An 11315-nucleotide genomic window follows, 5' to 3' on the forward strand; every position below is an offset into this window, starting at 1 on the left:
TGCGATTCGATAACTTTTCAGCCGCGAAAGCTAAGCCTTTGGGTCAGCCAACGCTCGTGCGGTCGGGGTATTGGTGTCGGCATCCATTTCGCCGACGGCTTTACGTTCGGCGAGGACCGTGACGGCGAGATATTCTTTTAGATCGCCGACCTCATCGCTGATTTCTTCCGCGAGGATGCCTTCACGCTCTGCGTCCGCGATGCAAGCTGTCGCCAATTTTTCCGCCGCGGTTTCCGGGGATGCTTCGGCGAGCGGCTTGACGGGATGACCTTCGATCCACTCCTCGACGAAGTGTCCCGGTCTGTTGACGAGGGTATCGAGCTGGGCTGGGTTGTCAGTGGGGGCAGGGAGAATGTCCATCTTCATGGCTTGAGCTCCGGATTTGTGAACCACAAACGCGGATGCTCAAGGAAGGATGCACCGCCTCAGTTCGTGCCGAACGACGTGGGTAGCCGAAACCACTTTCGGCGTTCGGCGTTGTCGGTAGATGGCGAACTCCGGAGAGATCGATCAAGCACCTGGACGTGAACGTACGGGCGGATGCCTTTGCGGTGGTGTCCGGTATAAGACCTCGTCCGAGCCCCGAATTCACTACTGCCATTGCGATATGTGTCGACGCGCAACAGGCAGTGCTTTCGCGGTTCTTGCGTGGATGCCTAGGACCAGCCTCTCGTGGTCGGGCGCAGCGCCCACCTTCAGGAAGTCTTCTCCCATTGCGGAGCGAGGATTCTGTGGCGTTTGTGGTTCGCCGCTCACGCTAAGCTACAATCTCGACATCGATCGGATTGCGCTGCATGTGGGCACTTTCGATGAACCGTCGAACCTCGTGCCACAGTATAATTATGCCTCGCGGACGCGGCTGCCATGGGTCTGCTGTGGACTGGAGCTGCCTGACCATAACCTGGAGGAGAGTTGGTGAGGCGCGTTCGGTTGAACGGCAAGAACGTGGCCCCCATTTTTGGGCGTTGAGGGAAGTGAAGATGGTGGCTTCACTTATGCTTGCGGTCGAGACGCTTGAGCAATTCGCGCAGTTCGTCAGGGAGCCAGCGGCTTACGTGAAACAGAGGTAGGCTGCGTAGATATCGGCGCATGATTTCGTTCGAGAATTGCCGCCTAAGAAGGCTGGCTCTGGATTTGTTGTCGCGTTTCTCGCCCATCGCTGCGGTTCAAACTGAGACGGTTTTCCTATTCAAAAAAACCTGTCCTCCGGTCAGTTGTTCCCTCCGGTCACGAATATTGGAGTACCGATTTTGATACCCCGCGATTAACAACCCAAGCTTAATGACCTTGCATCAATGGCCGGTCTTCTGATGCGGCGCCGCAACCGGCTTACTCTCCGGCGATCCCTTCTCCCGTAGCCAGATAGCAAGGAGCACGAGCGCGCCCGTCGACAGGAATTCACTTTGCCAATTCTGGAAACTTTCGAACCAGAATTTGACCCGAAAAGAGGTGCTGGAGAACGCCCTCGGCAGGCTGGCCGTGCGCCGCTGCCTGCTCGGCCGCATGGCGGGTGCTTTGCCACAGGCGAGCGATGAACGTGACCATGAAAATGGCGAGCAGCGCCGCTCCAAGCGAGCGAGAGTAAAGCCGCGCTACCCAACCTCCGCGCTTCACCGGCCACGGGGCTTGCGGATCATCCTGGCGCAGCGTTGGGTCCTCGTCCTCTGGCGAAGCGGCAATCCGTCGCCCCATGCCGGCAACATTAGTGCCCAAACCGGACGCAGGCGGGTCACAACAGCCGCTTGATGCGACCCTGTCGAGGCGAAAAACTCCGCTGCCTCCCTTGACGCTCGAAGTAGGCCTGCAATTCATCCCCGGTACCGAGATATTTGCCGCACTCGGGGCGCATCGGTGACTCGTGAGGGCTGGGTCGCCACGTTTGAACAGGATACCCGCCCTCGTCATCGGCGGGCGTCCTGCATCCTGGCTAGCGATTTAGGAAAAGAGCTTCTTCCTCATCGCGTTGTCGACCGCCAAGAGCTGCCGCCGCACTCGCGATGAAGGCGCCAAGTACCATTGACAGTGCTCCCACAAGCGAGAATGTCGCTACGGCCTTCCTGGCGGTATCGGCGGCCGCCTTGGCCTTGTTCTTGGCATCGTCGATGCCAGCCAGCACAGTATCTACCCGCTTCTTCGCATCCGGCTCGGACAGGCCGGTTCGCGAAGCTACGAGCTTCGCGAGATACGCCCTGTCGTCGGGAGAGATTTCGCCGTTTGCTGCGCCCGCAACGAGAATACGGCCGGCCTGCGCGACGGCAGTGTCGTTCTGGGCTGCCGTTGCCGACGCCGGGTCGGCAGGACGAAACAACATGTCGACAAAATAGTTCATCGAGCTTTCAGCCGACGGACGCTGCGACGCGGCGGCTGCACTGGAGGCCCCCATCGCGGCTCCGGACGCAACAGTCGCGGCAGCCTGAACCCCTGATCCAAGCGCGGCAGACAAGGCGGAGCCGAGCACACCCGCCAGCAGCAACGTCGCCAGAGCCCAGGCGAGAAAGCCATGCGCGGTGTCTCTGAAATAGACCTCGTCGTTATGGACGTTCACCCATTTCGTCCGCAGGCGACCGGTGAGATAGCCGCCGACAGCGGAAGAGAGCCATTGAACAACGACAAGCCAGACGGCGGCCGATACCGCAAATGTCGTGGGAGCGGCGCTGGAGCCGGTCCACGGCGAAACCATCGTCAGGCCGAGCCCCGATCCAATCAACATGAGGATGACGGTGAGAGTGGACGCCGCGAACGCGCCGGCAATAATTGATGCCCAACTGACTGCGGACGAAGAAGATTCTGTAGGTGCGGCTGCCACGGCCGCGGAGGGGAGAGGGGATTGCATTGTCGAGCTCCCCTATCGCATGAACAGCATGAGCAGAATGATGATCGGAATTGGCACCCCAAGGAGCCAGAGCAAGATACCGCGTCCCATATCGACCTCCTGATAAAGTATTGAGACTTAGGGACAATTCCCAGCGATAGCTTTCGTTCCGGCGGCTTGACGAAGTTGCTAGCCGGCTTCCCACCGTCCCATGAGTTCATGCTTCGAGCTTGAACAGTTCGGCATCGACATCCTCCAGCCCGGCGATGGATGCCGAAATGATCTCGGACGCAATCTGCGAAAATGTGATCCCGTTGCCGCCATATCCCATCACCGAATAGATACGCGGATGCCCGGGCACGCCGCCGATAATAGGTAGTCCGGTCCCCGTGGCTCCAAATGATCCGCTCCAGGCAAACCGTGCTGCGGGGTCCAAGTCCGGAAACATTCGTTCGAGCTTCTTCGTTAGGCGAGCCGCTTTCTTCAAGGTCAGAGTGTTTCGCCGCTCCTCATCGGTGAACTCCTCATCCTCGCCGCCACAGATCACACGCCCATCGGCCGTCGCCCGGACGTACAGGTAAGGATCTGAGGCTTCCCAAATCATTGCGGCAAGAGGCCAGATCTTGCTCGGCTGCCGGGCGGTAGCAATAGCCCATGTCGAGATTATGTGGTGGCCCCGGGCGGGAACGATATCGGCGAGTTCGTACCCCGTCGTAAGGACAAGATGTTGGGCCTCGATCACAGGGCCTTGCCGCGTCGCCACTGTTACGCCGGAGCGATGACCCTCGATCGCTGTTGCTTCGGCCGGCGCGTAGAACCTTGCCTTGCGTTGCAATGCCGTCAGGAGCAGCCCGGCCGTCAATTTACGAGGATCGAGCGCCAGGTTGCCATGGCTGAGAATAGCGCCGCCGCGGTCTATGCCGAATTCGTCTTGCAGCTCTTTGCGGGTCAGGAACGATGCGCCGATGCCGGCCTGCCGCCGTGCAGCCGCTTCCCGGCGCAGGTCGGACGCGCCGAGCCGATTGCCCGCTAAATAAATTGACGGGGTGGCGACCGACCGGCAGCGGATTTGCAATTCTCTTACGCGCGCTTGCAGATTTGATAGAGCAAGTCGCGATCGTCGCCAGGCCTGTCGAGCAGCATCGCCTCCGATTATTTTTGAAAGCGTTGTCAGCGGCTGATCAATCTCGAACTGGACGAGTGCCGTCGTCGCTGCGGTCGACCCCTTCAGCGGGCCGCGTCTGTCGATGCAGATGACCGAATGGCCATCCCGGGTGAGCGCTTCGGCCATCATTGCACCGCTGATGCCCATGCCGACGACCAACACATCCGTCTTTGTATCCCCCTTCAGAGCAGCCACCGGCACTGCGGGCGAACGATAGGCCGACCACACTGGCGTGCCACCTCTGAGATCGAGCTTGCGTGGCATGGAAACTCCCGGTTGCGCACGATAAGTCGCCGCAAGCCGTAGCGTTCCCCCGTGAACGCCTCCGACAAGTCATCACCTTCAGCGGAACTGGACCTCGCTCAGTCCGTTCGAGGGCATGGCAAAACATCAAATCGGCGAATTGCTCACGGCAATAGGCACGGCTACTTCGAGACCATCGGCGTTCCTGGTGCTGGGAGGTTTTACGGCCTGCTGGGTGATTTTCGAACCTGAGAGCCTGGATTGGCATGGCATCGCCACACTTGTCACTTGGGCCATGACCCTGCTGATTCAGCGAGCCGAACATCGCGACACCCAAGCGCTGCAAGCAAAATTGGACGAGCTTATAAGAGCCAGCGAAACTGCTCGCGACAGCATTGCCAAGATCGATGAAAAAGAACCGGAAGAGATCGAATCCCTGCGTACTCACGAAGCCAGAGCAGCGCCGTAGGTGTCGCCGGATAGACACAGCCAGACTTTTGGGCTGAGTATCTAGGGGCGAGGCACCATGCGGAACCGATCTCCCTTGAGCGCATTTTGCCGGCTGCACCGGCAGGGGGCGCAATGGGGGTTATCGAGCACGATCGGCTGACTGGGGTTCAGCGCCTTCAACTTCTGGCGGCGCTGGGAGATCGGATTCGCGAGATCGACGATCCCGGCGAGCTGGCTACGCAGCAGCCGAGTTGCTCGGGCGAAACTTCGAGATCACCTGCGCCGGTTACGACATAGAAGGCGGGAAAATCCCGTCGCTGCTCTTTACCGATGTAGCGATGCCCGAAATGTCCGGACGCGAACTCGTCGACAAAGTGAAGCTGGTCCAGCCTTTCCTTAAAGGTCCCCTATACCACCGGCGCGCAGCGCGATCGTCCACAACGGCACGTTGGATTTCGGCACGGAACTTTTGACCAAGCCATATACAATCAATGAACTGGCCGCAAAAATTCGCGACGTGCTGGATCGATAAACACAATCGACTAACCAAGGGGCGCTGCGACGACCGCCGGCCGCCTTGCTACCTCGTTATTGAAGCCTTTCGCTAGGCTTCGTCAAAGCGACTGCCTTCCTTGGAAGGGTCGCGCGATAGCACGCGCTCTTCCTCATCGTCAGGTAAGGCTTCGTCGCTCTCCTGATAGGGATTGTCGTCGTCTTCTTCGGGAAGGACACCTTGTGGTTCCATATCGTCTCCCGGATCGCCGTTTACGGCGACGCCGTCAGGCAGGATCCGGTTACCCTCAAGAGCGTCCCAGTCTTGTTGTTCGATGCCGGGGGCTTCGGTTTCTTCCTGCCTTGTGGCTCGCTGTTTATCGCGCGGATCCATGTTCTTGTCTCCAACGGTAGGTGCGTTCGTGGCGCGGGGCCGTCCTGACCAGGAACCGCCCGGGAAGGCGATTGTTCCGGAAGTGCGCTCCTATCGAATCTGTTCGAACGTACATTGGCTCGGCGCTTTGTCGGACCGCCAGCGAACGAATCGAGTGCCGTGCCGGAAGCGCTCGCCCGTGACGTGGTCGAAGCGTACCTCCACGACGAGCTGCGGCCGCAACGGCTCCCATTCGCCGCTGCGCTCCGTGCTCCAGCGGCTCGGCCCACCCGGCGCCTTGCCGGTGAAGCCGGGCCCGCCGCGCAGCGCCTCCAACTTCTTCGTGAGCGCGGCGCGTTCCTCATTGGCAAATGTCGAGGTGAAGCCGACATGGTCAAGCAAGCCGCGCTCGTTGTAGAGGCCAAGCAACAGGGACCCGACTTGCGACTTGCCGTTCAGATAGCGGAAGCCGCCGACCACGCAGTCGGCCGTACGCAGTCGCTTGACCTTAATCATCGCGCGCTCGCCCGGCCGATAGGGATAATTCAGCCGTTTGGCGACGACACCGTCGGTAGACCCATGACCGGCATCTTTCAGCCATCGCCCAGCGGTCTCGACACTCGTGGTGCAGGGCGAGAGCTGAAGAGGGCCGGTGTTTGCTTTCGCGACGAAGTCTTCGATTGCCGCGCGCCTTTGCGTCAGTGCGGCCTCCAACAGCGATTTGCCGCCCGGCGCGACCAGCATATCGAACACGATCAGTCGCGCCGGTGTTTCCGCGCTCAGCTTGCGGATGCGGCTCTCCGCCGGATGAAGCCGCATCTGCAGGGCGTCGAAGGAGGCGGCGCCGCCGATCTCGATGACGATTTCGCCGTCGACCACGAAATCCTTGGCTTCCAGGTTTTGCATCATCGCTGTCAGCTCGGGAAAGTAACGCCCAAGCGGCTTGCCCGACTTCGCCCTGAGATCGACCATTTTGCGATTCTTGAAAGCGAGGCAGCGAAACCCATCCCATTTCGGTTCGAACTGCCAGATGCCCTTGTCCTGCGGCAATGCTTCATCGGTCCGAGCCTCCATTGGGGATGTATCGAGAGGGAGAGGAAACACCTCGGTTGCGACCGCTGCCATCGCCGGCCCTCAGGCGCCGAGATCGATCAAAGCGATGCCGAGGCCGGGGCGTTTGGTGCGCCGCAGGTGAACAGGCGATTCCGTCACCGTGACTTCGAGCGTAGGTCTGACAATGCCTTCGACAAGATGGCCGCCGCGCGTCGATCCGTCGCTTAGACCAAGGACAGCATGGACATGCAGGCTCGCCTTGCCGCTGTCGTCGACCGCGATGTCACCAATGGCGCTCAGAACCTCGCATTGTTCGCCGACCGGGATCTTGCGGTAGGATTTCGAGCCGAAGTCGAACCAGCCGACTGTCGCCTTTTCGAAAGCGCCGATTGCCGTCAGCGAAGCGCCGGCGATTCCTTTCTGAGCGGCGAACGCGGACAGCGCGGCAAAGGCTTCCTCTCCCGGATCCAGAACGACCACGAATGTCCTTTGTCCAGACGTCTCCGCGACCAGTTTCGATTTCATATCGGCTACCCATCAGCGTTGGTGTTGGCCGTAGAACTCGAAGCCGGCATCCATGTTCCAGAATGATGCGCGTCTATCGGCCAGGATCACGCTTCGGTGAGCTTATGATTCTGCGCGGGCAAGGCCGGAACAATGGCCTGCATGAAGGGTTAGCTCCGATGACTAGCCAGCCAGGAGCGAGCCATGTCCCAGCCTTCTCTTTCATCCGCGCTTGGCCTCAGCCGGCGAAATTTCATGGCAGGCACGGTCTCGGCCGCAGCAGCGCCGTTGCTCGCGTCATCCGCGAAAGCCGAAGCGCCAGCCCCATCTGGCCCGAAACTCCGGGCGCCAGTGGTGGCGTCGCTGCGGATCAACCAGCAGGCCTATGAACTATCGCTCGATACTAGAACCAGCCTGCTTGATGCCTTGCGAGATCATATCGGCTTAACCGGCACCAAGAAGGGTTGCGACCATGGCCAGTGCGGCGCTTGCACGGTGCTGGTCGACGGCAAGCGCGTACTGTCGTGCCTAACCTTTGCGGTTATGAACGAAGGCAAGGATATCACAACCGTCGAGGGGCTTGCCACCAGTGACGGCAAGCTGCATCCGATGCAGCAGGCCTTCATCGATCACGATGCGTTCCAGTGCGGCTATTGCACGCCGGGACAGATCCTGTCGGCGATCGGCTGCGTCAATGAGGGGCACGCGGAATCCGAAGACGACATCCGAGAATATATGAGCGGCAACATCTGCCGCTGCGCTGCCTACCCTAACATTGTCGCCGCCGTCCTGCAGGCACGCGATCAGACGAAGGGAGCCTGATATGCGCCCGTTTGTCTATGAACAGCCCAGCGACATCTCCGATGCTGTCGCTATCGCATCCCGCTTCACCACCAACGACGACCAGCCGACGCGAGCGAATGCGCAGTTCATCGCCGGCGGCACCAATCTCGCCGACTACATGAAGCTTGGCGTTGCGGAGCCCAACCGTCTTGTGGACCTAAACCGGCTCAAGGATCCCGGGCTACGGCAAATACGCGTGAGCGAGGATGGAGTCCGCTTCGGCGCCCTGGTGCGGATGGGTGAGGCCGCCGATCACGCCGAGATCAAGCGCCGCTATCCCGTCATTGCCGACAGCCTGCGCCTGGCCGCGAGCGGTCAGATCCGCAACATGGCTAGCCTCTCGGGCAACATCCTCCAGCGCACACGCTGCGAATATTTTCGCGAGACATCCTGGTCCTGCAACAAGCGCGTGCCGGGCTCCGGCTGCGCCGCGATAGAGGGTTTCAATCGGCAGCATGCGGTGTTGGGCGGCAGCGATGCCTGCATTGCGACCTATCACGGCGACTTTGCCCAGGCGCTGATCGCGCTCGACGCCGTCGTGCATGCCGAGGGTTCGCGTGGGGCGCGCAAAATCCTATTTTCCAAATTGCATCGGCAACCTGGCGAAACGCCGCACATCGAGACCGATCTCGTTGCCGACGAGATCATCACTGCCATCGAAGTGCCGGCCCTGCCATGGGCGCGGCGCTCGCTTTACCTGAAAATTCGGGACCGTGAATCCTATGCATTCGCGCTGGCTTCGGCCGCTGTTGCGCTCGACCTGGACAGTGACAACGTTCGCGATGCGCGCATTGCACTGGGTGGCGTAGCGACCGTGCCCTGGCGCGCCCGCGCGGCCGAACAGAGTCTGCAAGGCAAGAAACTTGACGAAGCCACCGCCACTGCGGCGGCGGACGCGGCCTTCGCCGAGGCCCAGCCGCGCCAGCACAATGCGTTCAAGATCGAGCTCGGCAAACGAACGCTGATGCGCGCGCTGCTTGAAACCCGCGACATGAAGGTATGAACCATGGACGCCACACCAACACCCAAAGAAAATCAGGGCGAACCGCTGCCGCGCATCGATGCGCGCCTGAAAGTCACCGGACAGGCGCATTATCCCGCCGACTTGCCGAGCCCCAACGTCGCATATGGCGCATTGGCTACCAGCAGCATTGCCAGAGGCAAGGTGACGAAGCTCGACCTGGACAAAGCCCGCGCGGTGCCCGGCCTGCTCGACATTGTTACCTATGGCGACATGGACAAGGTCGAGAAACCGAAATTCGGCAATTCCGGCGCGACCTCGATCGGACCGCTGCATGACCGGACGATCTTCCACGACGGCCAGATCATCGCGCTCGCGGTCGCCGAGACATTCGAAGCAGCCGAAGAGGCGGCGCAGTTGATCCGCGCCGAGTATGATGTGGAGGCTCCGACGGCGAGCTTCGACAGTCCGGGCACGGTGACCATTCCCGCCGCCGGCAAGAGTCCTTTGTTCAAGGAAGACGTGAAGGCCGGCGACTTTTATGCCGCCTATGCCGCCGCCGCCGTCAAGGTCGACGAACGCTATTCGACACCCGCGCAGCACCACAATCCGATCGAGCTGTTTTCAACCACCGCTTTCTGGCAGGGCGACGAGCTGACCATACACGAGCCGTCGCAGAATGTGACCGGCTGGAAGGTCGAGCTTGCCAGACAGTTGAAGATCGATCCCGCAAAGGTGCGTATCTTCAGCCCCTTCATCGGCGGCGCCTTTGGTTCCAAGGGGCCGATGACGCCCCGCACCGCCATTGTCGCCATCGCCGCCAGGCGGCTCGGCCGCCCGGTGCGCTGCGTGGTCAGCCGCATGCAGGCCTTCGGCACTCAGACCTATAGGGCGGAGACGAGGCACCGCATCAGGATCGGCGCTGACAAGGACGGGCGCATCACGGCCTTTGCGCATGAAGGCTGGGAGGTCACCTCGCGGCCAGACCCCTATGTCGTGGGGGGGACATCAGCAACTGGACGGATGTATGACTACGCCTCGGTGCTGACACACGTCTCGCTGGTGCAGGCGGACCGCAACACGCCTGGCTACATGCGCTCGCCGCCCGAGACCCCTTATGTCTATGCGCTCGAAAACGCCATGGACGAAATGGCTGTGACGCTCGGCATGGACCCGGTGGAGTTCCGCCGGATCAATGAACCGGTGACAGAGCCGATCGGCAAAAAGCCATTCTCCAGCCGCTCGCTGATCCAATGCTACGACCAGGCGGCGGAGGCTTTCGGTTGGGCCAAGCGCGAGGCGAAAGTCGGCGCGATGCGTGAGGGCGACTGGCTGGTCGGCATGGGCTGTGCCACGGCGATCTATCCCACCGCCGTCGCGCCATGCGCGGCACGGGTGCGCCTCACCATCGACGGCGATGTTCGGCTGCAATGTGGTTCCCACGAGATCGGCACCGGCGTGCGTACCGTGGCCGGCCAGATGGCGTCGGAGCGGCTCGGCGTCGGCATCGATCGGGTCAGCGTCGAGATGGGCGACAGCAACCTGCCTCCGGCTCCGGTCTCCGGTGGGTCGATCTCCACAGCTAGCGTGTGTTCGGCGGTGCTCAAAGCCTGCGACGCCATCCGCAGCAAGCTCTTTGCCGCCGCGACCGCAGAAGGCGGTCCGTTGGCCGGCTCCCACAACGAGGAATTCGACCTCACCGACGGAAAGATCGTGGCAAAGGGCGGTGCGTCGGCCAAGGTCGAAGACATCCTGAAGACCATGCAGGTCGGCGCGATCGAGGAGTATGCCGAGTTTGCGCCGAAGGGCGCGACGCCCGAGGCGCTGAAGAAGCTTTATGCTGGCACGCCGGAGTTCCACGGCGGTGAACAGGATGCGGACTCGGTAAAATACGCTTTCGGTGCCGAATTCGTCGAAGTCCGCATCAACCGCTACACTCTGGAAATTCGCGTTCCACGCATTGTCGGGGCGTTCGCGGCCGGCCGCATCATGAACACGCGCACGGCGCGCAGCCAGTTGATGGGCGGCATGATCTGGGGCATCGGCCAGGCGCTGCATGAAGCGACGGAAATCGACCGTCGCTACGCCCGCTATGTGAACCGGGACCTGCAGGATTATCTCGTGCCGGTCAATGCCGACATCAAGGACCTGCAGGTGATCCTGATTCCGGAGGTCGACCATGCGGTCAACCCTGCCGGCGTCAAGGGCCTCGGCGAACTCGGCAATGTCGGCACCGCCGCCGCTGTTGCGAGTGCTGTTTATCATGCGACCGGCAAGCGCATCCGCGACTTGCCGATCAGGATTGAGCAACTTCTCGCCTGAGTATGCTCTAAGACCGTTCTATGATTGGGGAGACCCATGTTTCACATTGGCATGTGGATGCTGCCCGTCGCGGGCGTCCCTTTGTTCCTCATCCTGA

At 61.1% G+C, this 11315-nt stretch carries 13 protein-coding genes; 5 read left to right on the forward strand and 8 right to left on the reverse strand.

Annotation, left to right across the window (positions count from 1 at the left end; translation table 11 throughout):
• Nucleotides 1-30 precede the first annotated feature (30 nt).
• Nucleotides 31-366, reverse strand: a complete 336-nt coding sequence (locus tag WDX12_RS17720) for a hypothetical protein (RefSeq protein WP_320293624.1) — start codon at nt 364-366, stop codon at nt 31-33.
• 121 nt (nt 367-487) lie between these two features.
• Between WDX12_RS17720 and WDX12_RS17725 the strand changes: the two genes are divergently transcribed.
• Nucleotides 488-919, forward strand: a complete 432-nt coding sequence (locus WDX12_RS17725) for a GFA family protein (RefSeq protein WP_430699210.1) — start codon at nt 488-490, stop codon at nt 917-919.
• A 373-nt stretch (nt 920-1292) separates the two neighbouring features.
• Here the strand turns inward: WDX12_RS17725 and WDX12_RS17730 are convergent, their stop codons facing one another.
• The 4 genes from WDX12_RS17730 to WDX12_RS17745 all read right to left on the reverse strand — a co-directional run bounded on the left by WDX12_RS17730 (nt 1293) and on the right by WDX12_RS17745 (nt 4241).
• Nucleotides 1293-1376 carry a DUF6766 family protein gene (locus WDX12_RS17730; protein ID WP_434725665.1) on the reverse strand — a complete coding sequence of 28 codons (84 nt, stop codon included), beginning with the start codon at nt 1374-1376 and terminating at the stop codon, nt 1293-1295.
• A gap of 22 nt (nt 1377-1398) precedes the next feature.
• Nucleotides 1399-1713 (reverse strand): DUF6766 family protein, encoded by a 315-nt coding sequence (locus WDX12_RS17735; RefSeq protein WP_434721416.1) that lies wholly within the window; start codon nt 1711-1713, stop codon nt 1399-1401.
• Nucleotides 1714-1927: 214 nt separating this feature from the next.
• Entirely contained in the window at nt 1928-2833 is a 906-nt protein-coding gene (locus WDX12_RS17740) for a hypothetical protein (RefSeq protein ID WP_434721417.1), read from the reverse strand.
• 196 nt (nt 2834-3029) lie between these two features.
• Entirely contained in the window at nt 3030-4241 is a 1212-nt protein-coding gene (locus tag WDX12_RS17745) for an NAD(P)/FAD-dependent oxidoreductase (RefSeq protein ID WP_434721418.1), read from the reverse strand.
• Between the two features lie 115 nt (nt 4242-4356).
• Here WDX12_RS17745 and WDX12_RS17750 point away from each other — a divergent pair, with 115 nt between their 5' ends.
• Nucleotides 4357-4689 carry a low affinity iron permease family protein gene (locus tag WDX12_RS17750; RefSeq protein ID WP_320293628.1) on the forward strand — a complete coding sequence of 111 codons (333 nt, stop codon included), beginning with the start codon at nt 4357-4359 and terminating at the stop codon, nt 4687-4689.
• A 585-nt stretch (nt 4690-5274) separates the two neighbouring features.
• On the opposite strand, the gene WDX12_RS17755 is transcribed toward WDX12_RS17750, so the two are convergent.
• The 3 genes from WDX12_RS17755 to WDX12_RS17765 all read right to left on the reverse strand — a co-directional run bounded on the left by WDX12_RS17755 (nt 5275) and on the right by WDX12_RS17765 (nt 7113).
• Nucleotides 5275-5556 (reverse strand): hypothetical protein, encoded by a 282-nt coding sequence (locus WDX12_RS17755; RefSeq protein WP_434721419.1) that lies wholly within the window; start codon nt 5554-5556, stop codon nt 5275-5277.
• Between the two features lie 90 nt (nt 5557-5646).
• Nucleotides 5647-6660: an ATP-dependent DNA ligase gene (locus tag WDX12_RS17760; protein ID WP_434721420.1), complete on the reverse strand. Its 1014-nt coding sequence runs from the start codon at nt 6658-6660 to the stop codon at nt 5647-5649.
• Nucleotides 6661-6669: 9 nt separating this feature from the next.
• Complete coding sequence (locus WDX12_RS17765) at nt 6670-7113, reverse strand: PPC domain-containing DNA-binding protein (RefSeq protein WP_434721421.1); 444 nt, start codon at nt 7111-7113, stop codon at nt 6670-6672.
• A 183-nt stretch (nt 7114-7296) separates the two neighbouring features.
• Between WDX12_RS17765 and WDX12_RS17770 the strand changes: the two genes are divergently transcribed.
• The 3 genes from WDX12_RS17770 to WDX12_RS17780 are packed head-to-tail and all read left to right on the forward strand — an operon-like array spanning nt 7297 to nt 11218.
• Nucleotides 7297-7914, forward strand: coding sequence for a (2Fe-2S)-binding protein (locus WDX12_RS17770; RefSeq protein ID WP_434721422.1), 618 nt, complete (start codon nt 7297-7299; stop codon nt 7912-7914).
• A gap of 1 nt (nt 7915) precedes the next feature.
• The gene (locus tag WDX12_RS17775) at nt 7916-8938 is read left to right on the forward strand and encodes an FAD binding domain-containing protein (protein WP_320293633.1); all 1023 of its coding nucleotides are present in this window, start codon (nt 7916-7918) and stop codon (nt 8936-8938) included.
• A 3-nt stretch (nt 8939-8941) separates the two neighbouring features.
• Entirely contained in the window at nt 8942-11218 is a 2277-nt protein-coding gene (locus tag WDX12_RS17780) for a xanthine dehydrogenase family protein molybdopterin-binding subunit (RefSeq protein ID WP_434721423.1), read from the forward strand.
• The last annotated feature ends 97 nt before the right edge of the window (nt 11219-11315 follow it).

The sequence above is a fragment of the Mesorhizobium sp. RIZ17 genome (assembly GCF_051127865.1).
Taxonomy (GTDB): domain Bacteria; phylum Pseudomonadota; class Alphaproteobacteria; order Rhizobiales; family Rhizobiaceae; genus Mesorhizobium; species Mesorhizobium humile.

What these genes read in the sequence shown, in the direction of transcription:
- WDX12_RS17725 (WP_430699210.1), top strand. Translation starts at nt 488, where the DNA reads ATGGCGAACTCCGGAGAGATCGATCAAGCACCTGGACGTGAACGTACG.
- WDX12_RS17780 (WP_434721423.1), top strand. Translation starts at nt 8,942, where the DNA reads ATGGACGCCACACCAACACCCAAAGAAAATCAGGGCGAACCGCTGCCG.
- WDX12_RS17765 (WP_434721421.1), bottom strand. Translation starts at nt 7,113, where the DNA reads ATGAAATCGAAACTGGTCGCGGAGACGTCTGGACAAAGGACATTCGTG.
- WDX12_RS17755 (WP_434721419.1), bottom strand. Translation starts at nt 5,556, where the DNA reads ATGGATCCGCGCGATAAACAGCGAGCCACAAGGCAGGAAGAAACCGAA.
- WDX12_RS17745 (WP_434721418.1), bottom strand. Translation starts at nt 4,241, where the DNA reads ATGCCACGCAAGCTCGATCTCAGAGGTGGCACGCCAGTGTGGTCGGCC.
- WDX12_RS17760 (WP_434721420.1), bottom strand. Translation starts at nt 6,660, where the DNA reads ATGGCAGCGGTCGCAACCGAGGTGTTTCCTCTCCCTCTCGATACATCC.
- WDX12_RS17770 (WP_434721422.1), top strand. Translation starts at nt 7,297, where the DNA reads ATGTCCCAGCCTTCTCTTTCATCCGCGCTTGGCCTCAGCCGGCGAAAT.
- WDX12_RS17740 (WP_434721417.1), bottom strand. Translation starts at nt 2,833, where the DNA reads ATGCAATCCCCTCTCCCCTCCGCGGCCGTGGCAGCCGCACCTACAGAA.
- WDX12_RS17750 (WP_320293628.1), top strand. Translation starts at nt 4,357, where the DNA reads ATGGCAAAACATCAAATCGGCGAATTGCTCACGGCAATAGGCACGGCT.
- WDX12_RS17775 (WP_320293633.1), top strand. Translation starts at nt 7,916, where the DNA reads ATGCGCCCGTTTGTCTATGAACAGCCCAGCGACATCTCCGATGCTGTC.
- WDX12_RS17720 (WP_320293624.1), bottom strand. Translation starts at nt 366, where the DNA reads ATGAAGATGGACATTCTCCCTGCCCCCACTGACAACCCAGCCCAGCTC.